The organism is Stenotrophomonas sp. MYb57, assembly GCF_002966815.1.
In the GTDB taxonomy this organism is placed as follows: Bacteria; Pseudomonadota; Gammaproteobacteria; order Xanthomonadales; family Xanthomonadaceae; genus Stenotrophomonas; species Stenotrophomonas indicatrix.
On sequence record NZ_CP023271.1, the window covers coordinates 241785 to 263484 of the forward strand.

The 21700-nt window shown below is 66.6% G+C and carries 21 protein-coding genes; 13 read left to right on the forward strand and 8 right to left on the reverse strand.

Annotated elements, in window-relative coordinates; genetic code table 11:
- Window positions 1-21 precede the first annotated feature (21 nt).
- Both CLM74_RS01055 and CLM74_RS01060 read right to left on the reverse strand, forming a co-directional pair.
- Complete coding sequence (locus CLM74_RS01055) at window positions 22-1632, reverse strand: carboxyl transferase domain-containing protein (protein WP_032978141.1); 1611 nt, start codon at window positions 1630-1632, stop codon at window positions 22-24.
- An 8-nt stretch (window positions 1633-1640) separates the two neighbouring features.
- Window positions 1641-2804, reverse strand: coding sequence for an isovaleryl-CoA dehydrogenase (locus CLM74_RS01060; RefSeq protein WP_025875795.1), 1164 nt, complete (start codon window positions 2802-2804; stop codon window positions 1641-1643).
- A 159-nt stretch (window positions 2805-2963) separates the two neighbouring features.
- Here CLM74_RS01060 and CLM74_RS01065 point away from each other — a divergent pair, with 159 nt between their 5' ends.
- The 3 genes from CLM74_RS01065 to CLM74_RS01075 all read left to right on the forward strand — a co-directional run bounded on the left by CLM74_RS01065 (window position 2964) and on the right by CLM74_RS01075 (window position 5978).
- Window positions 2964-3572, forward strand: a complete 609-nt coding sequence (locus CLM74_RS01065; RefSeq protein ID WP_025875794.1) for a TetR/AcrR family transcriptional regulator — start codon at window positions 2964-2966, stop codon at window positions 3570-3572.
- 205 nt (window positions 3573-3777) lie between these two features.
- Window positions 3778-4296 carry a c-type cytochrome gene (locus tag CLM74_RS01070; protein WP_025875793.1) on the forward strand — a complete coding sequence of 173 codons (519 nt, stop codon included), beginning with the start codon at window positions 3778-3780 and terminating at the stop codon, window positions 4294-4296.
- Between the two features lie 242 nt (window positions 4297-4538).
- Window positions 4539-5978, forward strand: a complete 1440-nt coding sequence (locus CLM74_RS01075) for an ExeM/NucH family extracellular endonuclease (protein WP_105163260.1) — start codon at window positions 4539-4541, stop codon at window positions 5976-5978.
- A 47-nt stretch (window positions 5979-6025) separates the two neighbouring features.
- Here the strand turns inward: CLM74_RS01075 and CLM74_RS01080 are convergent, their stop codons facing one another.
- Window positions 6026-6382 carry a DUF3011 domain-containing protein gene (locus tag CLM74_RS01080; RefSeq protein ID WP_051501705.1) on the reverse strand — a complete coding sequence of 119 codons (357 nt, stop codon included), beginning with the start codon at window positions 6380-6382 and terminating at the stop codon, window positions 6026-6028.
- A gap of 177 nt (window positions 6383-6559) precedes the next feature.
- Window positions 6560-7417 carry a membrane protein gene (locus CLM74_RS01085; RefSeq protein ID WP_032978146.1) on the reverse strand — a complete coding sequence of 286 codons (858 nt, stop codon included), beginning with the start codon at window positions 7415-7417 and terminating at the stop codon, window positions 6560-6562.
- Between the two features lie 43 nt (window positions 7418-7460).
- Here CLM74_RS01085 and CLM74_RS01090 point away from each other — a divergent pair, with 43 nt between their 5' ends.
- The 4 genes from CLM74_RS01090 (at window position 7461) to CLM74_RS01105 (ending at window position 13349) form a co-directional block, all read left to right on the forward strand.
- On the forward strand, window positions 7461-8132 hold the full coding sequence (locus CLM74_RS01090; RefSeq protein WP_025875785.1) for an alpha/beta fold hydrolase: 672 nt from the start codon (window positions 7461-7463) through the stop codon (window positions 8130-8132).
- Window positions 8129-9229: a cell division protein ZapE gene (gene zapE, locus CLM74_RS01095; RefSeq protein WP_032978151.1), complete on the forward strand. Its 1101-nt coding sequence runs from the start codon at window positions 8129-8131 to the stop codon at window positions 9227-9229. The genes CLM74_RS01090 and zapE overlap by 4 nt, the downstream gene beginning before the upstream one ends.
- A 561-nt stretch (window positions 9230-9790) precedes the next feature.
- Window positions 9791-12202 (forward strand): ribonucleoside-diphosphate reductase subunit alpha, encoded by a 2412-nt coding sequence (locus CLM74_RS01100; RefSeq protein WP_105163261.1) that lies wholly within the window; start codon window positions 9791-9793, stop codon window positions 12200-12202.
- 127 nt (window positions 12203-12329) lie between these two features.
- Window positions 12330-13349: a ribonucleotide-diphosphate reductase subunit beta gene (locus tag CLM74_RS01105; protein WP_025875781.1), complete on the forward strand. Its 1020-nt coding sequence runs from the start codon at window positions 12330-12332 to the stop codon at window positions 13347-13349.
- 144 nt (window positions 13350-13493) lie between these two features.
- Here CLM74_RS01105 and CLM74_RS01110 read toward each other — a convergent pair whose 3' ends face one another.
- Window positions 13494-14129 carry a LysE family translocator gene (locus CLM74_RS01110; RefSeq protein WP_032978156.1) on the reverse strand — a complete coding sequence of 212 codons (636 nt, stop codon included), beginning with the start codon at window positions 14127-14129 and terminating at the stop codon, window positions 13494-13496.
- Window positions 14130-14222: 93 nt separating this feature from the next.
- Here CLM74_RS01110 and CLM74_RS01115 point away from each other — a divergent pair, with 93 nt between their 5' ends.
- From CLM74_RS01115 to CLM74_RS01125, 3 genes are all read left to right on the forward strand, one after another.
- On the forward strand, window positions 14223-14633 hold the full coding sequence (locus CLM74_RS01115; protein ID WP_025875773.1) for an acyl-CoA thioesterase: 411 nt from the start codon (window positions 14223-14225) through the stop codon (window positions 14631-14633).
- 43 nt (window positions 14634-14676) lie between these two features.
- On the forward strand, window positions 14677-15483 hold the full coding sequence (locus CLM74_RS01120) for an NAD-dependent protein deacetylase (RefSeq protein WP_025875771.1): 807 nt from the start codon (window positions 14677-14679) through the stop codon (window positions 15481-15483).
- A 167-nt stretch (window positions 15484-15650) separates the two neighbouring features.
- On the forward strand, window positions 15651-16754 hold the full coding sequence (locus tag CLM74_RS01125; RefSeq protein ID WP_105163262.1) for an NADH:flavin oxidoreductase/NADH oxidase: 1104 nt from the start codon (window positions 15651-15653) through the stop codon (window positions 16752-16754).
- 3 nt (window positions 16755-16757) lie between these two features.
- Here CLM74_RS01125 and CLM74_RS01130 read toward each other — a convergent pair whose 3' ends face one another.
- Entirely contained in the window at window positions 16758-17669 is a 912-nt protein-coding gene (locus CLM74_RS01130) for a LysR family transcriptional regulator (RefSeq protein WP_025875767.1), read from the reverse strand.
- A 194-nt stretch (window positions 17670-17863) separates the two neighbouring features.
- Here CLM74_RS01130 and CLM74_RS01135 point away from each other — a divergent pair, with 194 nt between their 5' ends.
- Genes CLM74_RS01135 through purU form a run of 3 tightly spaced genes read left to right on the forward strand, consistent with a single transcriptional unit; the run spans window position 17864 to window position 20178 of the window.
- Complete coding sequence (locus tag CLM74_RS01135) at window positions 17864-18391, forward strand: hypothetical protein (RefSeq protein WP_099786249.1); 528 nt, start codon at window positions 17864-17866, stop codon at window positions 18389-18391.
- A 6-nt stretch (window positions 18392-18397) separates the two neighbouring features.
- Window positions 18398-19270, forward strand: a complete 873-nt coding sequence (locus CLM74_RS01140; RefSeq protein ID WP_105163263.1) for a hypothetical protein — start codon at window positions 18398-18400, stop codon at window positions 19268-19270.
- Between the two features lie 56 nt (window positions 19271-19326).
- A complete protein-coding gene (gene purU, locus CLM74_RS01145) occupies window positions 19327-20178 on the forward strand; it encodes a formyltetrahydrofolate deformylase (protein WP_093820901.1) in 852 nt (283 codons plus the stop codon).
- On the opposite strand, the gene CLM74_RS01150 is transcribed toward purU, so the two are convergent.
- Together CLM74_RS01150 and pncA are read right to left on the reverse strand one after the other, a co-directional pair.
- Entirely contained in the window at window positions 20171-20893 is a 723-nt protein-coding gene (locus tag CLM74_RS01150) for an NYN domain-containing protein (RefSeq protein ID WP_033832766.1), read from the reverse strand. The genes purU and CLM74_RS01150 overlap by 8 nt on opposite strands.
- A 145-nt stretch (window positions 20894-21038) precedes the next feature.
- Window positions 21039-21665 (reverse strand): bifunctional nicotinamidase/pyrazinamidase, encoded by a 627-nt coding sequence (pncA, locus tag CLM74_RS01155; protein ID WP_032978166.1) that lies wholly within the window; start codon window positions 21663-21665, stop codon window positions 21039-21041.
- Between the last annotated feature and the right edge of the window lie 35 nt (window positions 21666-21700).

Below are 21700 nucleotides of genomic sequence, written 5' to 3' on the forward strand. Positions count from 1 at the left end.
CAGACTCGGTCATGGCACAGGTCACATGCGGAACACGCCGAAGCGCGTCTGCTGCGGGGGGGCGTTGAGGCTGGCCGACAGGGCCAAGGCCAGTACCCGGCGGGTATCGACCGGATCGATCACGCCGTCGTCCCACAGGCGCGCACTGGCGTAGTACGGGTGGCCCTGCTGCTCGAACTGGTCGCGGATCGGTGCCTTGAACGCATCCTCTTCCTCGCCCGGCCACTGCCCGCCCTTGGCTTCGATGCCATCACGCTTGACCGTGGCCAGCACGCTGGCGGCCTGTTCTCCGCCCATCACGCCGATGCGTGCGTTCGGCCACATCCACAGGAAATTGGGCGAGTACGCACGGCCGCACATGCCGTAGTTGCCGGCACCGAACGAACCACCGATCACCACGGTGAACTTGGGTACCTTGGCGCAGGCCACCGCCATCACCAGCTTGGCCCCGTCCTTGGCGATGCCACCCTGTTCGTATTTGCGGCCGACCATGAAGCCGGTGATGTTCTGCAGGAACACCAGCGGGATGTTGCGCTGGGTGCACAGCTCGATGAAGTGCGCGCCCTTCAGCGCGGACTCGGAGAACAGGATGCCGTTGTTGGCGATGATGCCGATCGGATAGCCGTGCAGATGGGCGAAGCCGGTGACCAGCGTTGCGCCATAGCGCGGCTTGAACTCGTCAAAGCGCGAGCCGTCGACCAGTCGCGCTATCACTTCGCGCACGTCGTAGGGCTTGCGCGTATCGGCCGGGATCACCCCGTACAGTTCGTGCGCCGGCAGCAGCGGTTCTTCCACCGGCTGCAGCGCCATCGCGGCTTCGGGCTTGCGCCAGTTGAGCTGGGCGATGATCGCGCGCACCCGTGCCAACGCCTGCAGGTCGTTGTCGGCCATGTGGTCGGCCACACCGGAAATGCGCGTGTGCACGTCGGCACCGCCCAGTTCTTCGGCCGTCACCACTTCACCGGTGGCCGCCTTCACCAGCGGCGGGCCGCCGAGGAAGATGGTGCCCTGCTCGCGCACGATCACCGTCTCGTCGCTCATCGCCGGCACGTAGGCACCACCGGCGGTGCAGCTGCCCATCACGCAGGCGATCTGCGGGATGCCCTGCGCGGAGAGATTGGCCTGGTTGTAGAAGATGCGGCCGAAATGGTCGCGGTCCGGGAACACCTCGTCCTGCAGCGGCAGGAAGGCGCCACCGGAATCGACCAGGTAGATGCACGGCAGGTGGTTCTGCTCGGCGATCTCCTGCGCGCGCAGGTGTTTCTTCACTGTCACCGGGTAATAGGTGCCGCCCTTGACCGTGGCATCGTTGGCCACGATCACGCACTCCACGCCGCTCACCCGGCCGATGCCTGCGACCACGCCGGCGGCGGGCACTGCATCGTCATACATGCCGTGCGCGGCCAGCGGTGCGATCTCCAGGAACGCGCTGCCCGGGTCGAGCAGCGCATCGATGCGGTCACGCACCAGCAGCTTGCCGCGTGCGGTGTGCTTGGCGCGCGCCGCCTCGCTTCCACCTAGGGCGGTGCGGGCGAGGGTGGCGTGCAGGTCGTCGACTACGGCCTGCATCGCCGCGCGGTTGCTTTCAAACGTTTCACTGCCCGGTTGCAGCTGGCTGCCTAGGATGCTCATGGGGTGCCTTACAGGGTGCGCTGGAACAGTTCGCGGCCGATCAGCATGCGGCGGATCTCCGAGGTGCCGGCGCCGATTTCATACAGCTTGGCGTCGCGCCACAAGCGGCCGGTCGGGTATTCATTGATGTAGCCGTTGCCGCCGAGGATCTGGATCGCCTGGCCGGTCAGCCACGTGGCCTTCTCGGCGGCGTACAGGATCGCGCCGGCCGCATCCTGGCGGGTGGTACGGCCCTGGTCGCAGGCGCGCGCCACGGCATACACATAGGCGCGGCAGGCTCCCAGGCCGACGTACATGTCGGCGATCTTGGCCTGGATCAGCTGGAAGCTGCCGATCGGCTCACCGAACTGGTGGCGTTCGTGCACGTACGGCATCACCACGTCCATGGCTGCAGCCATCAGGCCCAGCGGGCCGCCGGACAGCACCACGCGCTCGTAGTCCAGGCCGGACATCAGCACGCGCACGCCGCCGCCGACCGCGCCCAGCACGTTTTCTTCGGGGATCTCGCAGTCCTGGAACACCAGTTCGCAGGTGGGCGAGGAGCGCATGCCCAGCTTGTCCAGCTTCTGCGCGGTGGAGAAACCCTTCATGCCCTTCTCGACCAGGAACGCGGTGATGCCCTTGGCGCCGGCTTCGACATCGGTCTTGGCGTACACCACCAGCACGTCGGCGTCGGGGCCGTTGGTGATCCACATCTTGTTGCCGTTGAGCACGTAGCGGTCGCCGCGCTTGTCCGCGCGCAGCTTCATCGACACCACGTCCGAACCCGCACCCGGTTCGCTCATCGCCAGCGCGCCGACCTTGGCGCCGCTGCACAGGTCCGGCAGGAAGCGCTGCTTCTGCGCTTCGGTGCCGTTCTTGCGCAGCTGGTTCACGCACAGGTTCGAGTGCGCGCCGTAGGACAGGGCGATGCCGCCGGAGGCGCGGGAGATTTCTTCCATCGCCACCACGTGGGCCAGGTAGCCCATGCCGGTGCCGCCGTATTCTTCTTCCACGGTCAGGCCCAGCAGGCCCTGTTCGCCCAACTTGGGCCATAGTGCCAACGGGAACTGGTTGGTTGCATCGGCCTCGGCCGCGAGCGGCGCGATCTCGGCAGCGGCAAAATGGGCCACGCTCTGGCGCAGCAGGTCGATATCTTCGCCGAGGTCGAAGTTCAGGGATGGCACGTGCATTGCGATGGCTCCACGAGGGAAGGTGGGGAATGGACGCACCCGGAAGGGGAAGCGGGCGGCCGTTCACAGCAGCGGCCCGCGCGGGCGATTGGACCCCAGCGTAGCGGGGTTCGGGTAAGAAGTGAATACAAATTCAAAAATTGAAACCAGACTCAGAACATGGCCTACAAACGCTCAGCATTGATGGAAGAACGCCTGGCCGGGGCCCGTGAACGGATCCTGCTGGCCACCCGCGAACTGGTCGCCACCGGCGGCTGGCGCAACGCGCCGGTAACCGCCGTGGCCACCCAGGCCGGGGTCTCCACCGGCCTGATCTACCGCCACTTCCCGTCCAAGGCCGAGCTGTTCGTGGAAGTGCTCAACGCTGCCGTGGCCCATGAGGTGGCGATCATGGAGCGCATCGCCAGTGCGCCGCAGCCGGCCAGCGTGCGCCTGCGCCAGGCCATCACCGCCTTCGTGCGCCGTGCCCTGGCCGGCCCGGGCCTGGCCCATGCCTTCATCGTCGAACCGGTGGACCCGGACGTGGAAGCCGAGCGCATGCGCGGCCGCCGTGCCTTCGGTGACGTGTTCCTGCGCCTGGTGGAAGAGGGCGTGGCGGCCGGTGAACTGCCGGCACAGGACGCGCACGCTGCCGCCGCCTGCCTGGTGGGTGCCTTCACCGAAGCGATGGTGGGCCCGACCGCACCCAGCCGCGAAGCGCACCGCGACGAGGACGCACTGGTCGAGGCCATCTGCAGTTTCTGCCTGCGGGCTGTTGGCGCAGGGTGATGCCGCCGTTGCGCGTGCCGGGCGGCTTCTGCCGCGCTTCGCGATCGCCGGGCGCGGTCCGGCGCCACCCGCACGCGGCCACGGCCGCATGCTGCGCCGCACCAGCCGTGATGCCTGTTGTCGTGCGTGGCGTGCGTTCTATACTCGGCCCATCACGCAGTCGCTCAGCCGTGGTCCAACGACTATCAGCCAGGGGTAACGAAGAGTGCGGAATTACGATCTGGAGTTCCTGAAACGCTTCTCCATGGTGATCGCGCTGTTGATGGCCATCACCCTCGGTCTGATCCTGCTGGCCGCGTTCATCCACACCCGGATTCCGCCCGAGGTGTCGCCCACCGCCGCCAAACGCACTGAACAGCGCATCTCGCCCACTGGCGCGGTATACGCCGGCAGCACCGGCGCCGCCGCGCAGGCCGCGGCCAAGGCCGCAGCGTTGGCCAAGGCCGCTTCGCAGGTGGCTTACGGCGGTACCAAGGACGGCAAGGTGATCTTCGACAACCTGTGCACCGCCTGCCATACCACTGGCGTGGGCATGGCGCCGACGCTGGACCACTCGCACTGGGACAAGCGCCTGGCGCAGGGCAAGGACACCCTCTACAAGCACGCCATCGAGGGCTACACCGGCCCCGACGGCGGCATCATGCCGCCCAAGGGCGGCAACCCGGCGCTCACCGAGGAGCAGATCCACGCCACCGTGGACTGGATGCTGGGCAATCTGAAGTAGTGCCGGCCGCTGGCCGGCAGCCTCATGATCTTTGGTAGTGCCGGCCGCTGGCCGGCAGCCTCATGATCTTTGGTAGTGCCGGCCGCTGGCCGGCAGCCACGCATCGCATGAAGGTCATGAGGTTGCCGGCCAGCGGCCGGCACTACCCCAGCTTTGCCCACCAAGGCCGGAACCCCGCTGCGCAGGCGGGGTTTCGCATTTCGGGGTTAGTCTGTGCGCCTCTTCCGTGGAGTCGTCTGTCGATGCGTCGCCGTTCCCTCGCCCTTGCCCTGTCCCTGCTGATGCCGGCATCCGCTTTCGCCCAGGCCCAGCCACAGGTTGCGCCGACCTCGGCGCCTGCGCCACGCAGCCCAGCCACTGTCACCCTGGCCGCCGCGCCGGCCGACTGGCGTGCGCTGGATGGGCAGCACGTGCGCATCGCCGCGCCGCTCACCCTGGCCGGCACCGATGGCCTGGAACGCTTCGGCCAGCTCACCGTCGCCTTCGATGGCCGCCTGTGGCAGCCGACCGAAGTGGCCGCGCCCGGCAGTGCCGGGATCGAACAGGTGATGGCCGACAACCAGCGCCGCCGCCTGCTGCTGGACGATGGCAGCGATATGCGTGATCCGGCCAGCGTCGCCTACCTGCCGGGCAACCCGGTGCTGCGTACCGGCATGCAGCTGCGCAACGTGGAAGGCACCGTGCGCGTGGACGCGCAGGGCCGGCCCAGCCTGCAGGTGGACGGTGTACTGAAGCTGCCGGACCTGCAGCGCCCGGCCGTGCCGAGCGTACCCGGCCGCCTGCACATCGCTGCGTTCAACCTGGAGAATTTCTTCAATGGTGACGGCAAGGGCGGTGGGTTCCCGACCCTGCGCGGCGCGCGCACGCTGGACGAGCACAAGGCGCAGGTCGGCAAGCTGGTCGCCACCGTCAACGCGCTGGGCGCCGACATCGCCGCGCTGATGGAACTGGAGAACGACGGTTACGGCCCGCAGTCGGCCATCGCCGAACTGGTGGATGCGCTCAATGCCGGCCTCGCCGCAGACAAACAGTGGGCGTTCGTCGATGCCGGCCAAGGCCCCGGCAGCAATCCGATCCGCGTCGGCATCATCTACCGCAAGAGCGAATTCAAGCCGCTCGGCACGCCGCTGACCAAGCTCGACGGCCCCTTCGTCGAACACAGCCGTGCGCCGCTGGCACAGGCCTTCCAGGGCAAGGGCGGGCCGTTCATGGTGGTTGCCAACCACTTCAAGTCCAAGGGCTGCCGCGATGCCAGCGGCGCCGACGCCGACCGCAATGACGGGCAGGGCTGCTGGAACGCCACCCGCGTGGAATCGGCCAGGCAGCTCAACACCTGGGTGCAGGCCGAAGCCGCGCGCCTGAAGGTGAAGGACGTGGTGCTGATGGGCGATTTCAACGCCTACGCCATGGAAGATCCGATCCGCACCCTGCACGACCTCGGCTGGCAGGATGCCTTCAAGGTGGCCAAGGTCGAACAGCCCTACAGCTACGTCTACAACGGCTACACCGGCCGCCTCGATCATGCGCTGCTCAGCCCGACCATGGCCAAGCGCCTCGCCGGCGCCGCCGAGTGGCACAGCAACGCCGACGAGCAGGACGCCAGCGGCTACCAGGGCCGCAACGTGCAGGGCCCGTGGCGCAGCTCCGACCACGACCCGCTGCTGCTGGGCTTCGATCGCTGAGTGGGTGCCCGGCCGGCCCTGTGCGGACCGGCCGGCCGGCCTGCTGCTCATCGCCAGTAGTAGCGCTCGATGCGGAAGGTTGCACGGCAGCCGTTGTCGACCCAGATCGTGCCGCGGTCCACGCCCCAGTCGCGTCCCTGCAGGCAGGAGGCATGTGACTCGCGGTTGATCAGGTGCACGCTGTCCTTCTGTGAGACCTGTACATGGCAATGCGCGCGACGCTGGTCGCGGCTGCTGCAGCTCACCACTTCCGAGCTTGAATCGCCGCGATGGGTTTGTACGGGGGGCGGATAGGCGGGATAGCGCGGATAGGCCGGTTCATGTGATGGATAGCCGATCCCGCCGCTGAAATCGGGATAGCCTCCGATGCTGCTGCAACCGGTCAGGGTTGCGGCCAGCAGCATGAGAGCGCACACGTGTTTCATCACATTCTCTCCAGATGCAGGTCCGGTCGAGTCTAGGCAGCGGGATGCCCATCACGACGGAACTGCACTGTGAGCGGCGTCAACGTATCAATCGAAATGCGCAGCAGGATCGGAATCTTCTGCACCGGCTATCGGCAACGGCGCGAACTGTGCGCATCAACCCAGCGCGATCAGGGTGATCGCGACTACCGCCAGCGCCAGTCCGAGGCGGTTCCACCGGCTCATAGGCTCGCCGAAGGCGAATACGCCAACCAGCGCACCCAGCACCACCACGCCGATGTTCATGCCGGCGAACACGGTGGCCGGGCTGTCCGGCATCGACTGGTGCGCATGCACATAGAAAAGAATGTTGCCGCCGTTGAGCAGGCCCAGCAGTGCACCCGCACCCAGGTTGCGCCAGGCCAGGCGGCTGCGCCCACTGAAATGCCGCCACAACTGCAGCGCCAGCATCAGCACGAAGGCCACGCTGAAACTGGCCAGCACCGCCGCCATCGACGGTGTGCCCGACAGCGCCACCTGCTTGAGCAGCACGTCGACCACCGCGAACCCGGCCCACACACCCAGCAGCCAGCCCCAGCCGCCGGCGGAAGCGGCCACTGCAGGGCCGCGCGGACGCAGGCTGATGGCCACCATCGCCAGCAGGCCCAGGCCCAGCCCCACCAGCTTCCACGTACTGGCGCTCTGGCCAAAGAACAGGAACGCCGCCGCCAGCGACAGCAGCAGCGACAACCGCTGCGCCACATCACTGCGGACGATGCCGGCCACCGCCACCGCGCGGCCCAGCACCAGGAAGATCGAGGGCAGCACCACCGCCAGCGCCAGCAATGACAGCCACGGCGCATGCGGTCCGCGCAGTGCGTCCAGTGGCGGCTGCAGCACCACCGCCGTCATCGTCGCGGCCACCAGGTAGTTCCAGGTCACCATCTGCGCAACGTCCAGCTGGCGACGGCCAGCCAGCTTCAACAACACCGAAACCAGCACACTGCAGATCACGGCCAGGGACAGGTAGAGCATGGGGCGGGCACAGGGCAGCGGCGGGGGACGCTATCATGGTGCCATGCACACGCCCTCGTTCCCCGTCGCCCCCGGCGAAACCGCCTGCATTGCACTGGAGGGCCCGGTTGGCCCGCTGGAAGTGCTCGTCGACCTGCCCAAGGCCGATGTGCCGGTGCAGCCGATCGTGGCCATCATCTGCCATCCGCTGTCCACCGAAGGCGGCACCCTGCACAACAAGGTGGTCACCATGACCGCCACCACCCTGCGCGAGCTGGGCATTGCCACGGTGCGCTTCAACTTCCGCAGCGTCGGCGGCTCTGCCGGTGAATTCGACCATGGCGTGGGCGAGCAGGAGGACCTCAAGGCCGTCACCGCCTGGGTCCGCCAGCAGCGCCCGGACGACCGCCTGTGGCTGGCCGGTTTCAGCTTCGGCGCATTCGTTTCGCTGAAGGCTGCCGCCGAGCTGCAGCCCGAAGCGCTGATCTCGATCGCGCCGCCGGCGGGCCGTTGGGACTTCGATGGCATCGCGCCGCCGGCCCGCTGGCTGGTGATCCAGGGCGAGCAGGATGAAATCGTCGACCCGCAGGCCGTGTACCAGTGGCTGGACACCCTCGATGCCCCGCATGAACTGGTGCGCATGCCCGAAACCAGCCACTTCTTCCACCGCAAGCTGATCGACCTGCGCGGCGCGCTCACCCACGGCGTCAAGCATTGGCTGGGCACGGCGGCATGAGCGAGGCGGAACTGACCCCGACGCAGCGCTACGCGGCCGGGGTGGAACGCGGCGATTGGCAGAACGACCCGGCCCAGCATGCGGCCCTGGCCGAGCTGGACCGGATCCATCTGGCCCTGGTGGACAGCGCCGAGGACGGCTGGCTGGACCGCCTGTCCTCCTTCTGGAAGAAACCCGAGCCGGTCAAGGGCCTGTACTTCTGGGGCGGCGTCGGCCGCGGCAAGACCTTCCTGGTCGACCTGTTCTACGACGGCCTGCCGATCAAGCAGAAGTACCGCACCCACTTCCATCGGTTCATGCGCAGCGTGCATGAGCGCCTGCGCGAGCACCAGGGCCAGAGCGATCCGCTGGCGAAGATCGCCCAGGAATGGCGCAGCAACCTGCGCGTGCTGGTGCTGGACGAATTCTTCGTCACCGACATCGGCGATGCCATGCTGCTGGCGCGCCTGCTGGAGCGGATGTTCGCCGAGGGCGTGACCCTGGTCACCACCTCCAACACGGCGGTGGAAAACCTGTACCTCAACGGTCTGCAGCGCGAGAGCTTCATGCCGGCCATCGGCTTGCTGCAGCGCTACTGCGTGGAGCTGTACGCCGAAGGCACCGAGGACTACCGCATGCGCGCGCTGACCCGTTCGCCGGTGTACCGCGCGCCGCTGGCCGCCGACAGTGACACCTGGCTGGCCACGCGCTGGGGCGAGTTGAGCGGTGGCCAGCCGGCCAAGGCGGGCAACATCGAAATCGAGAGCCGCAAGATTCCGGTGCGCGCGCGCGGCAAGAGCATTGCCTGGTTCGACTTCGCCGCCCTGTGTGAAGGCCCGCGCGGGCCGTCGGACTACATCGAGATCGCGCACGAGTTCAACACCGTGCTGCTGGGGGGCATTCCGGCCTTCGATCGCCTGAACGAGGATGCCGCGCGCCGCTTCGTCAACCTGATCGACGAGCTGTACGACCGCCACGTCAACCTGGTCTGCACCGCCAGCACCTCGCCGGTCGAGCTGTACACCGGTACCCGGCTGCAGGGCGCGTTCGAGCGTACGGCCTCGCGCCTGATCGAAATGCAGAGCGCCGAGTACCTGGGTACCCCGCACCGGGCGTGACGCCTGGTGCTTCCGCAGGTCATGGGCTGCCGGCCAGCGGCCGGCACTACCTGATGCTGCCCCGTCCACCGGCTGCCCACTGTCTGCCCACCACCTATCCACAGACTTGTCCCTCGCCTGCGTGGTCCTGTCATGTGAAGCTGTCATCGTTCCGCTGGTGGGGCGCTGATTGCCACCGCGATGACGTGTTTCGGGCTTGACTGCGCAGCCCGTTCCAGCAGGTCCAAAGCGTCCAAACCGGGCGCCGATGGCACGATCCTTGCGGCGCAAGGGATTGCCGAATTTCACTACATTTGGCGTTGACGGACCCAACTACCCCCACTATCTTGTGGCTGTCGGTTGTGGGGACCCCAAGCCGCCGGGTCCATGGAATGGATCGCCGGACCCTCCGGTGATACGCCCTCCATGCCCGCAGCGGCACCGGTCAGCACTGCCAGCGGCAGCCACAGGCGCAGGGTCTCAATTCCTGCGACACCGGTCTGCCACCCTGGGCTGTCATGTCCCGGGCCGCGTCACCCGATGCTCCGAGCCACCATCCATCACGCCAAGAGGACACACGCCGTGACCACCGAGACCAGCGCCACCATCGAGAAGGAAAGCGAATTCCTGTTGACGTCGCCGCCGACGTCCAACGCGATGAGTGTGACCAAGCGCAATGGCACGACCGAGCTGGTGGATCTGAACAAGATCGTCCGCGCGGTGCAGCGTTCCTCCGAGGGCCTGCACGCCGTCGATCCGATGCGTGTGGCCACCCGCACCATTTCCGGCCTGTACAACGGCGCCACCACCCAGGAGCTGGACGAACTGTCCATCCGCACCGCGGCGCTGCTGATCGGCGAAGAACCCGAATACGGCCGCCTGGCCGCGCGCCTGCTGGCCAACTTCATCGCCAAGGAAGTGTCCAACCAGGAAATCCACGCGTTCTCGCAGTCGGTGGGTCGTGGCCACGAAGTGGGCCTGATCAACGACCGCCTGCTGAACTTCGTGCAGACCAACGCACGCAAGCTCAACGATGCCATCGACATCTCGCTGGACCTGAACTTCGATTACTTCGGCCTGCGTACCCTGTACGACCGCTACCTGCTGCGCCACCCGCACACCCGCAAGGTGATCGAGACCCCGCAGCAGTTCTTCCTGCGCATCGCCAGCGCGCTGAGCGAGGATGTGCCGGAAACCCTGGCGCTGTACAAGCGCATGGGCAACCTGGACTACCTGCCGTCCAGCCCGACCCTGTTCAACTCCGGCACCACCCACGAGCAGCTGTCCTCGTGCTTCCTGCTGGACTCGCCGCAGGATTCGCTGGAATCGATCTACTCCAAGTACGGCGACATCGCCCAGCTGTCGAAGTTCTCCGGCGGCATCGGCGTCAGCTACACCCGCGTGCGTTCGCGTGGCTCGCTCATCAAGTCGACCAACGGCCATTCCAATGGCATCGTGCCGTGGCTGAAGACCATGGATTCGTCGGTGGCAGCGGTGAACCAGGGTGGCAAGCGCAAGGGCGCGGCCTGTGTGTACCTGGAAACCTGGCACGCCGACATCGAAGACTTCCTCGAGCTGCGTGACAACACCGGCGACGAATCGCGTCGTGCGCACAACCTGAACCTGGCCAACTGGATCCCGGACCTGTTCATGAAGCGTGTCGAGTCGGACCAGGAATGGTCGCTGTTCGATCCGCGCGTGGTGCCCGAGTTCACCGACCTGTTCGGCGAAGCCTTCGAGGCCGCCTACCTGCAGGCCGAAGCGCAGGGCAAGGCCAACCGCACCATCTCCGCGCGCAAGCTGTACTCGCGGATGATGCGCACCCTGGCCGAGACCGGCAACGGCTGGATGACCTTCAAGGACAAGTGCAACCGCGCCAGCAACCAGACCCTGCGCGCCGGCAACGTGATCCACCTGTCCAACCTGTGCACCGAGATCCTGGAAGTCACCTCGGCTGAAGAAACCGCGGTGTGCAACCTGGGTTCGATCAACCTGGGCAACCACTTCGACGGCAACGGCGAGTTCGATTTCGACAAGCTGGCCGACACCGTGCGCCTGGCCGTGCGCCAGCTGGACCGCGTGATCGACCTGAACTTCTACCCGATCGAATCGGCGCGCCGCGGCAACCTGCGCTGGCGCCCGGTCGGCCTGGGCTGCATGGGCCTGCAGGACGTGTTCTTCCGCAAGCGCCTGCCGTTCGATGGCGCCGAAGCCCGCGCGCTGTCGAAGAAGATTGCCGAGACCATCTACTTCCACGCGCTGGAAACCTCGGTCGAACTGGCCCAGGAGCGCGGCAAGCACCCGTCCTTCGCCGACACCCGTGCGGCCAGCGGCGAGCTGCAGTTCGATGCCTGGAACGTGGTGCCGGACGATGCCGCGCGCTGGGATGCCCTGCGTGAACGCATCAAGGAACACGGCCTGCGCAACTCGCTGATGATCGCGATCGCCCCGACCGCCACCATCGCCTCCATCGCCGGCTGCTACGAGTGCGTGGAACCGCAGGTGTCCAATCTGTTCAAGCGCGAGACCCTGTCCGGTGATTTCCTGCAGGTGAACCGTTACCTGGTGAACGAGCTGAAGAAGCTGGGCCACTGGACCCCGGAAATGCGCGATGCAATCAAGCTGGCCGACGGTTCGATCCAGGCCATCACCCAGATTCCGGAAACGCTGCGCCACGTCTACCGCACCGCATGGGAACTGCCGATGCGTTCGCTGATCGACATGGCCGCCGACCGTGGTGCCTTCATCGACCAGTCCGCCTCGCTCAACCTGTTCATGGAAAGCCCGAGCATCGGCGCGATGTCCTCCATGTACATGTACGCCTGGAAGCAGGGCATCAAGACCACCTACTACCTGCGTTCGCGTCCGGCCACCAAGATCGCCAAGACCACTGTCAGCCACACGGCCAGCGTTGCGCCGGAAAAGGTGTTCAGCCCGGAGGAGGCCATCGCCTGCTCGCTGGAGAACCCGGAAGCCTGCGAAGCCTGCCAGTAACACCGCGCGGTGGATTAACGCGCGGTGGGTGCCGACCGTTGGTCGGCACTGCTGCCCGACTACGGAAATACCAAGGTAGCGCCGGGCCATGCCCGGCGTTTTGACCCGAGAAGACAAGGAAACACCCATGGCCGACAAGCCCAAGCAGATGCTGCTCGATCCCGGTTTTGAACTGACCCTGCGCCCGATGCGCTACCCGCAGTTCTATGACATGTACCGGAATGCGATCAAGAACACCTGGACGGTGGAAGAGATCAACTTCCAGATCGACATCAGCGACCTGCACAGCAAGATGTCGCCGGGCGAGCGCCACCTGATCCACCGCCTGGTCGCCTTCTTCGCCACCGGCGATTCGATCGTGTCCAACAATCTGGTGCTGAACCTGTACCAGCACTTGAACGCACCCGAAGCGCGCATGTACCTGTCGCGCCAGCTGTATGAAGAAGCGCTGCACGTGCAGTTCTACCTGACCCTGCTGGACAACTACCTGCCGGATCCGGACGAGCGCGTCAAAGCCTTCGCCGCGGTGGAGAACATCGACTCGATCAAGAAGAAGGCCGATTTCTGCTTCAAGTGGATCGATTCGATCCAGGACCTGAAGCGCATCGAGACCCGCGAAGAGCGTCGTCAGTTCCTGCTCAACCAGATCTGCTTCGCGGCGTGCATCGAAGGCCTGTTCTTCTTCGCCGCCTTCGCCTACGTGTACTACTTCCGTTCGCGCGGCCTGCTCAACGGCCTGGCTTCGGGCACCAACTGGGTGTTCCGCGACGAAAGCGCGCACATGGAGTTCGCCTTCGAGTGCGTGGACGTGATCCGCGAGGAAGAGCCGGACCTGTTCGACGACAAGATGAAGCAGGATGTCTATGACATGCTGGCCGAGGCCATCGAGTGCGAAGTGCAGTTCGCCGAGGACGTGCTGTCCGGTGGCGTGGCTGGCATTTCCACCCGTGATATGCGCCAGTACCTGCAGCACTGCGCCGACAACCATTTCCATCGCCTGGGCATGGAGCGCAAGTACAACGTGCGCAACCCGCTGAGCTTCATGGAACTGCAGGACGTGCAGGAACTGACCAACTTCTTCGAACGCCGCGCCTCGGCCTACCAGGTGGGCGTGAAGGGCGAAGTCGCCTTCGACATGAACTTCTGATCGATCCAATCAGGCCTGTCGCGAAAACCCCGGCCAACGCCGGGGTTTTTCGTTTTTACGGTAGCGCTGGGCCACGCCCGGCGAGCGCGCAGCGCGGAAGGTTATTCATGGTGCCGTGCGCATTCCGCCGGGCATGGCCTACCGCTACCGCCGCCCATCCACCGCCATGCGCACGGCCAGGCCGGCCAGCACCGTGCCCATGAACCACCGTTGCACCGCCTGCCAGGTGGGGCGCGCAGACAGGAAGCCGGCGATGCTTCCGGCCATTATCGCGATTACCGCGTTCACGCTCACGCTGACCAGCAGCTGGGTGGAGCCCAGCACCAGCGACTGCATCAGCACGCTGCCCTCGCTGTCCGGGTGCAGGAACTGCGGCAGCAGGGACAGGTACATCACCGCGACCTTGGGGTTCAGCACGTTGGTCAGGAAACCCATCGCGAACAGCTTGCGTGGGCCGTCCACCGGCAGGTCACGCACCGCAAACGGCGAGCGGCCGCCGGGCTTCAGCGCCTGCCACGCCAGGTACAGCAGGTACAGCGCGCCGCCGATGCGCAGCGCGTCGTAGGCGAACGGCACGGTCATCAGCAGCGCGGTGATGCCCAGCGCCGCGCACAGCATGTAGAACACGAAGCCCAGCGCCACCCCGCCCAGCGAGATCAGCCCGGCCATGCGGCCCTGGCAGATCGAGCGCGAGATCACGTAGATCATGTTCGGCCCGGGCGTCAGCACCATGGCCAGCGAGACAAGGGCGAAGGCCAGCAGGTCGGACGTGGCGGGCATGGTGGGTTCACGCAGTGGGGGGTGCCGAAGTGTAGCGCCGCCTGCACACCACCTGCCTTAAAATCCGTCTCACCCCACACCCGAACCGCCCCCATGACCCCCATCCCCGAGACCGTGCCGCCGACCGAAGTGCGCATGGCCGAAATCGTCTTTCCCAACCACACCAACCACATGGGCACCCTGTTCGGTGGCCAGGCCCTGGCATGGATGGACAAGGCCGCCTTCCTCGCCGCCGCCCGCTATTCGCGCCGCACCGTGGTGACCGCGCGCAGCGACCAGGTCGATTTCAAGCTGCCGATCCGCATCGGCCAGATGGTGGAAACGATCGGCCGCATCGTCGAGGTCGGCCGCAGCTCGATGAAGGTCGAGGTGGAGCTGATCGCCGAGGACCTGCACAGCGGCGAGCGCAAGCTGTGCACCCGTGGCCACTTCGTGATGATCGCCCTGGGCGACGATGGCCACCCGGTGACCGTGCCGCAGCTGCCCGGCGCGCCGGCGGCCTGAGCCGATGCTTGCGGGGGCGCCGGTGCGCCCCCATCTGGCTGCCATGACCCCGCCGCTCACCGACTTCATCGACCGCGCCCAGCGCTTGTTCGTGCTGACCGGCGCCGGCTGCAGCACCGCCTCGGGCATCCCCGATTACCGCGATGCCGATGGCCAGTGGAAGCGCACGCCGCCGGTGACCTACCAGGCCTTCATGGGCGAGGCCGCCACCCGCCAGCGCTACTGGGCGCGCAGCCTGCTGGGCTGGCCGCGCTTCGGCCAGGCCCGGCCCAATGGCACCCACCAGGCGCTGGCCGCACTGGAGGACAGCGGCAAGCTACAGGTGCTGCTGACCCAGAACGTGGATGGCCTGCACCAGCGCGCGGGCAGCCAGAACGTGATCGACCTGCATGGCCGCCTGGACCTGGTGCGCTGCATGGGCTGCGAACGCCGCAGCGAGCGTGAGGCGTTCCAGCAGCGGCTGCTGCAGGCCAATCCCGGCTGGGAATTGCTGCAGGCCGGTATCGCGCCGGACGGCGACGCCGATCTGGAAACCGACTTCTCCGCGTTTGCGGTGCCCGACTGCCCGCACTGCGGTGGCCTGCTGAAGCCGGACGTAGTGTTCTTCGGCGAAAACGTGCCGCGTGAACGCGTGGCTGCGGTGCATGAGCACCTGCAGCAGGCGGATGCAGTACTGGTGGTGGGTTCCTCGCTGATGGTCTATTCCGGCTTCCGCTTCGTGCAGGCCGCGGCCAAGGCGGGTCTGCCGGTGGCCGCGCTGAACCGTGGCCGCACCCGTGCCGACGACCTGCTGCAGTTCAAGGACGAGCGCGACTGCGCCGAGGCGCTGGCTGGGTTCGTCATCGGGTAGCGCCGGGCCATGCCCGGCGGAAACGGGCTGCCGCGCTGTGCGCTCGCCGGGCGTGGCCCGGCGCTACCCACAACGCGCCCCCACGAAACAGCGATCCACCCACACGGTTGATCTATCGGCCGCACAGCGGTGCAATACGCACCCCCTTTGGTACACCCCCCACTGCCGTGAGCCAGCTGTTTTCGCCGATCTCCTTCGGCCCCCTGACCCTGTCCAACCGCATCGTCGTCGCGCCGATGTGCCAGTACTCCGCCGAAGACGGCCGCGCCAGCGACTGGCATGCCATGCATCTGGGCAACCTGGCGCAGTCCGGCGCGGGCCTGCTGATCCTGGAGGCCACCGCGGTCGAAGCGCGCGGCCGCATCAGCTGGGCCGATCTGGGCCTGTGGGATGACGGCACCGAAGCGGCCCTGGCGCAGGTGCTGGCCAGCGTCCGCCGCTGGTCGCCGATGCCGCTGGGCGTGCAGCTGGGCCATGCGGGCCGCAAGGCGTCGGTGAATCGTCCCTGGGACGGCGGTGGCCAGCTGCCGGCCGATGATGCCCGGGGCTGGGCGACCGTGGCCCCCTCGCCGCTGCCGTTCCATGCCGCCGATCCGGCACCGCAGGAACTGGACGAGGCCGGTATCGCCGAAGTCGTTGCCGCTTTCGCCGCCAGTGCGGTGCGCGCCGAGCGCCTGGGCTTCGAGCTGATCGAGATCCACGCCGCGCACGGTTATCTGCTGCATCAGTTCCTGTCGCCGCTGAGCAACCGCCGCACCGATGGCTACGGCGGCTCGCTGCCGAACCGCCTGCGGATGCTGGTGGAAGTGTTCGACGCGGTGCGTGCCGCAGTGTCGGACAAGGTCGCCGTAGGCGTGCGCATCTCCGCCAGCGACTGGGTCGAGGGGGGGTGGGACATCGTGCAGAGCGAGGCGCTGGCACAGGTGCTGGACGCGCGCGGCTGCAATTTCCTGCATGTGTCCAGCGGCGGCCTGCACGAGCGCCAGAAGATCAGTGTTGGCCCGGGCTACCAGGTGCCGTTCGCGGCGGCGATCAAGGCCAAGAAGGTGCGCATGCCGGTGATCGCGGTGGGCATGATCACCGAGCCGGAGCAGGCCGAATCGATCCTGCGGCACAACCAGGCCGATGCCATCGCGCTGGCCCGCGGCATCCTGTACGACCCGCGCTGGCCGTGGCATGCCGCTGCTGCACTGGGCGACAGCGTGGTGCCGGCACCGCAGTACCTGCGCTGCGAACCGCGCGACGCACGCGGCGTGTTCAGCCCGCGCTGAGCACTACACCTGCCAGGCCGGCGGCAGGCCGGCCTGCAGGTGCTCGAACAGCGCGCGGATCTTGGCGGTGAAATCGCGGCGGTCGCTCACGCAGAAGTAGACGTCCATCGGTTCCGGCTGCCAGTCGGTGCCGCAACCGAACACGCATTGCAGGCGACCATCGCGCAGGTAGGGCTCGGCCACGAACGCCGCCAGCCGGGTGATGCCGGCACCGGCGGCGGCCAGCTCGGCCAGCGCGTCGATGTCATCGCAGACCATGCTCGGCGGCAGCGCGGCATCCACCCGCTCGCCGTCCTTCAGCAGGCCCCAGCGCAGTGGCCGGCCATCGGTGGGAAAGCGATGCAGCAGGCCGCGATGGGCGGCCAGCTGCGCCGGTTGCAGCGGCGTGCCGTGCGCCTGCAGGTACGCCGGCGAGGCGCAGAAAACGAACGGGATGCGCGCCAGTGGACGTGCCACCAGCCCGTCCTCCAGCTGCGCGCCGATGCGGATGCTGGCATCCACCGCCTCGGCACCGTGCTGCACGGCGCGATCGGTCAGGCGCAGCTCCAGCTGCAGCTGCGGGTACCGCTGCTGCAATGAGGGCAGCAGCGGTGCCAGCACGTGCCGGCCGAACGCGCTGCTGCTGGCGATGCGCAGGGGCCCGGCCGGCTCCACGTCGCCGGCGGTCACCATCGCCTGCGCGCGCGCCAGGTCGGCTTCGATATGCCGCACCTGCGCCAGGTACACCGTGCCGGCTTCGCTCAGCGCCAGCTGACGCGTGCTGCGGTTCAGCAGGCGGACGCCCAGGTGGGCTTCCAGCCGGTTGATGTTCTGGCCCACGGCGGTGGCGCTGATGCCAAGGGTGCGCGCCGCAGCGGCAATGCTGCCGGTCTCTGCGGTGCGGGTGAAGCTGCGGATGAGCTGCAACAGGTTCATGACCGACCAGCTTGCCATGCGGAAGGCCAAGTATCGCTTGGGTCTGTCCCAAGCGCCGCTTTGCCCGCGAACCCCGGCGGCCGGTGGCATAGGAATTGTTGCAATGCAGGCGTTGCGAGACCGGACGCACAATCCTGCCGCAACGCCCCGCACTACGCTGACCACGGCACGTTCGCCGCATACAGGAGTTCATCATGCAGAACTGCACGCGCGTCTCTTTGTTTGCACTGGTGCTTGCCTACTCCGCTGCCGCTGCCGCTGCCGCTGCCGCTTCCGCCCAGACGGGCGATGGTGTGCGGGAATCAGTACGTGAGCAGGTGCTCGTCGCGCAGAAGAACGCGCAGATATCCAGCGCAGCGCGCCTGGACAGCTACCTCGCCGTGATCCCCGTGGATTCGCCGCTGACGCTCCTGTCCGTGGACGGGCTGGAGCAGTTCCTGACCTCGCTGTCATTCAACGAGAACGGCCTGGTTGGCTACTCGACGGAAGCCATCGCCAACGAGCTGAGCTACAGTCAAGCCCACCGGCTGCTGTCGCTGTTCGGTGCCGAACGCACACTCCGGCTGATGCCAGGGTTGCGTGTCGAGAATGAGGTTGATCTCGATATCCACCGCTCGTATGTCCAATCCGGTGAGCTCGTGGAGGATCACATGGGATATCGATGTGTCGCCCGTGCCACGTGCAGAGAGTCCACAGAGTTCGTCTGCATGTCGGGTTGTTGAGCGCGCATGCTGCTCCTCGAATGGATGCTTGTTCTAGGAGCTGCGTCCAGTATCAGCCCTGTATCCATATGTAAGGCCGATACCTACACACAGCTGTTGAAGGCGGAGGCGACAACGCTGAATGCATCTGCACGTGACCGCATCGAGGCGCTGTCGCACATCTACGTTGCGGGTCGCAGGGCATCACGTGCGGTCGGCTGCAGAAACAAGGACCGCGTCATTGAGGACCAGTTCAAGGCTGCAGCGCTGTTCGCCAACTACGTACCGGATGCCGAACCGCTGCGCAATGCGTTGGCACAGTACGGCCTGTTGGTCGAGCGCGGCACCGCCGGCGCTGAGCATCATCGCAGGCTGATAGGACTACATGTGGCAAGGGGGGATTTTGCCCAAGCAGAACGGTTGCGTCGCCAGTGGCTCAGCAATGTCCCGGCGATTCCGCGGGTTTTTCCGGGCCGCTTCCCGCCCGGCCTGCCCGTGTACGCTGTCCAGGCTGACGGTTCCCTCGTTCGTGATTCGATACGGCTGAGCGGAGACCAGGTTGTTGCCATCGTTCATCCGCGTTGTGGCCACTCACGAAGAGCTCTGCAGAACATTGTCGCCCAACCTGCCTATCAGGGGCTCCGCGCTAAGCTGGTGTTGGTAGTGCCCAATGGCCCGCACTGGGCCGGCGATAGCATCGCCGAATGGAATGGACTTCATCCTGAGCTGCCGATGAGCGTGATGTACATGGACAAGAGGTGGGCGGCTTTTGACCGTCAGCAGACTCCGGTCTTTCACCTTGTTCGCGAGGGTCGGATCATTGAAACTGGAACCGGTTGGCGAGGTGCGGGGGAGGAAGTTTCTCCAATCATGCGCGCTCTGCGCCTTGCCTCTGACTGATGGTTGCATTTGACAGCATCGTGCACCACGGGAGTGGGCTGCCCTACACTCCGGCGATGCGCCCCGATTCCATCCTCACTCTCTCCTGTCCCGACCGTACCGGCATCGTCTACCGCGTGTCGGGCCTGTTGTTCGACCACGGCTGCAACATCCTCGACGCCCAGCAGTTCGGCGATGAGGAGAGCGGTCGCTTCTTCCTGCGCGTGCACTTCGACCGCGATGCGGGCCTGCCGCTGGACACCGTGCACGCGGCGATGGCCGCACTGGCCGCGGACTTCGGCATGGACTGGCAGCTGCATGATGGCCGCCGCCGGCCGCGCCTGCTGGTGCTCGTCAGCAAGCAGGGCCATTGCCTGAACGACCTGCTGTTCCGTGCCCACAGCGGCCAGTTGAAGGTGGACATCGCTGCGGTGGCCTCCAACCATGCCGACTTCGCAGCACTGGCAGCGTCCTACCAGGTGCCGTTCCACCACCTGCCGGTGAACGCCGACACGCGCGCGGCGCAGGAACAGCAGATCATCGATCTGGTCGAGCGCGAGCGCATCGACCTGGTGGTGCTGGCGCGCTACATGCAGATTCTCTCACCCACGCTGTGCCGTGCGCTGGCGGGCAGGGCGATCAACATCCATCACAGCTTCCTGCCCAGCTTCAAGGGCGCGCAGCCGTACCACCAGGCGCACGCGCGCGGGGTCAAGATCATCGGCGCCACCGCGCACTACGTCACCGAAGACCTGGACGAAGGCCCGATCATCGAACAGGACGTGGCCCGCGTGGACCACGCGATGACCCCGCGCGAACTGGTACGGCTGGGCAGCGATACCGAATCGCAGGTGCTGGCGCGGGCGGTACGCCGGCATGTGGAGCACCGCATCCTGCTCAACGGGCACCGCACGGTGGTGTTCAGGTAACGCGGGCAGTGCCCGGGATGGAGCCCGGCAACTGCCCACGATGCGCCCGCTGCTGCTGCTGGACTGGCCTGGGACAGGTGGAACGCACGCCATCGATATGTTCCATCAGCCCTTTGGGAATGGATGACCACATCGGATCCAATACAAAATCGACCCCTTCACGCCGGGCGAGCTTCGCGGCGGGCACGAAGTCGGCATCGCCGGCCATCAGGATGATCTGGCGGACCTGGCGCTTGAGGGCGAGTGAGGAAATGTCGATGCCGATGCGCATGTCCACGCCTTTCTGTCGCACATCCGGTTGCAGCTCATCGGCTTGAAGATCGCCGAAGGTCCGCTTGCCCTTGAGCAGGTCGTCGAAGGTTCGCGATCCGGTCGTCCACGAACTGAAGTCGGTGAGGTGGCCAAGACGCAGGGCGACCTTCCGCTTCTGCTTCAGCGCCTCGTGCAGGCTGGATCTGAACAGTGCTTCGTCGGATCGCGAGTAGTCGATGCACAGCCCCGAAATCGGGTTGTGCATCTTCTTGCGCAGCGGCGGGCAATCGTAGAAGAAGATGCGATAGAGATCGCGTTGCTCGCCACTTGCATGCTTCAGATGGGCGATGGCCCATCGGTGAGCGACCTCGGCGGCGCGTTGAGCGTTGTAGGCGTTGTGGGGCTCGATGCGGCGAAAGCGTTTGATGAAATAGCCGCCATCAATGAGAACTGCCGTCGGCATACCGTTGCCCTCCTGGCTTCGTCCAATGAAAAAGCCCTCGGTTCGGCCGTCCCGCGATCTGTTGGGGGGCGTACTTGGAGGGCTGGATGGGCTCGATTCTGCAGGGGGCGAATCAGGCGCACAAGCGGCAGAGGCGACACGCTGCCTACAGGATCGCGATCCTCGCCTTCGCCAGGGCTTCGCGCACCATGCCGTCATTGGCCTCGGTCACCGGCCGGGTCAGCTCCCACAGGAATTTCACCCGGAAACCCGACTTCACCGCGTCCTGCGCGCTCCACAGCACGCAGTAGTCGCGGGCCAGCCCGCACACGTGCACCTCGCGGATGCCGCGTTCGTGCAGCCAGCCGGCCAGCCCGGTGGCCGGGCGCGTGCCGTCCGGGCCGTGGTTCTCGCGGAAGGCACTGTAGGAATCCACCTGCTGGCGGCTGCCCTTGCGCAGGATCAGGTCGGCCACGGTCCAGTCCACGCCGGGGTGCAGGGCGGCGCCGGTGCTGCCCTGCACGCAGTGGTCCGGCCACAGGGTCTGCGGCTGTGCATGCAGCAGGATGGCTTCAAAAGGCAGATGGCCCGGGTGCTGGCTGGCGAACGAGGCATGGTTGGCCGGGTGCCAGTCCTGGGTGGCCACCACGGTGCGGTAGCGGCGCTCGGCCAGCAGCGCGTTGATCGGTGCCACCAGCGCATCGCCCTGTTCGCAGGCGAGGGCGCCACCGGGCATGAAGTCCGGCTGCAGGTCGATCACCAGCAGGGCGACATCAGCGGGCAGGGCGGTCATGGCAGGTCCAGCACAACGGAAGATGGGCGGCCAGC

Coding starts and splice junctions, on each gene's coding strand:
- CLM74_RS01075 (WP_105163260.1), top strand. CDS start 4,539: ATGCGTCGCCGTTCCCTCGCCCTTGCCCTGTCCCTGCTGATGCCGGCA.
- CLM74_RS01080 (WP_051501705.1), bottom strand. CDS start 6,382: ATGCTGCTGGCCGCAACCCTGACCGGTTGCAGCAGCATCGGAGGCTAT.
- CLM74_RS01150 (WP_033832766.1), bottom strand. CDS start 20,893: ATGCCGACGGCAGTTCTCATTGATGGCGGCTATTTCATCAAACGCTTT.
- CLM74_RS01110 (WP_032978156.1), bottom strand. CDS start 14,129: ATGCCCGCCACGTCCGACCTGCTGGCCTTCGCCCTTGTCTCGCTGGCC.
- zapE (WP_032978151.1), top strand. CDS start 8,129: ATGAGCGAGGCGGAACTGACCCCGACGCAGCGCTACGCGGCCGGGGTG.
- CLM74_RS01130 (WP_025875767.1), bottom strand. CDS start 17,669: ATGAACCTGTTGCAGCTCATCCGCAGCTTCACCCGCACCGCAGAGACC.
- purU (WP_093820901.1), top strand. CDS start 19,327: ATGCGCCCCGATTCCATCCTCACTCTCTCCTGTCCCGACCGTACCGGC.
- CLM74_RS01085 (WP_032978146.1), bottom strand. CDS start 7,417: ATGCTCTACCTGTCCCTGGCCGTGATCTGCAGTGTGCTGGTTTCGGTG.
- pncA (WP_032978166.1), bottom strand. CDS start 21,665: ATGACCGCCCTGCCCGCTGATGTCGCCCTGCTGGTGATCGACCTGCAG.
- CLM74_RS01115 (WP_025875773.1), top strand. CDS start 14,223: ATGACCCCCATCCCCGAGACCGTGCCGCCGACCGAAGTGCGCATGGCC.
- CLM74_RS01105 (WP_025875781.1), top strand. CDS start 12,330: ATGGCCGACAAGCCCAAGCAGATGCTGCTCGATCCCGGTTTTGAACTG.
- CLM74_RS01060 (WP_025875795.1), bottom strand. CDS start 2,804: ATGCACGTGCCATCCCTGAACTTCGACCTCGGCGAAGATATCGACCTG.
- CLM74_RS01065 (WP_025875794.1), top strand. CDS start 2,964: ATGGCCTACAAACGCTCAGCATTGATGGAAGAACGCCTGGCCGGGGCC.
- CLM74_RS01090 (WP_025875785.1), top strand. CDS start 7,461: ATGCACACGCCCTCGTTCCCCGTCGCCCCCGGCGAAACCGCCTGCATT.
- CLM74_RS01135 (WP_099786249.1), top strand. CDS start 17,864: ATGCAGAACTGCACGCGCGTCTCTTTGTTTGCACTGGTGCTTGCCTAC.
- CLM74_RS01140 (WP_105163263.1), top strand. CDS start 18,398: ATGCTGCTCCTCGAATGGATGCTTGTTCTAGGAGCTGCGTCCAGTATC.
- CLM74_RS01055 (WP_032978141.1), bottom strand. CDS start 1,632: ATGAGCATCCTAGGCAGCCAGCTGCAACCGGGCAGTGAAACGTTTGAA.
- CLM74_RS01120 (WP_025875771.1), top strand. CDS start 14,677: ATGACCCCGCCGCTCACCGACTTCATCGACCGCGCCCAGCGCTTGTTC.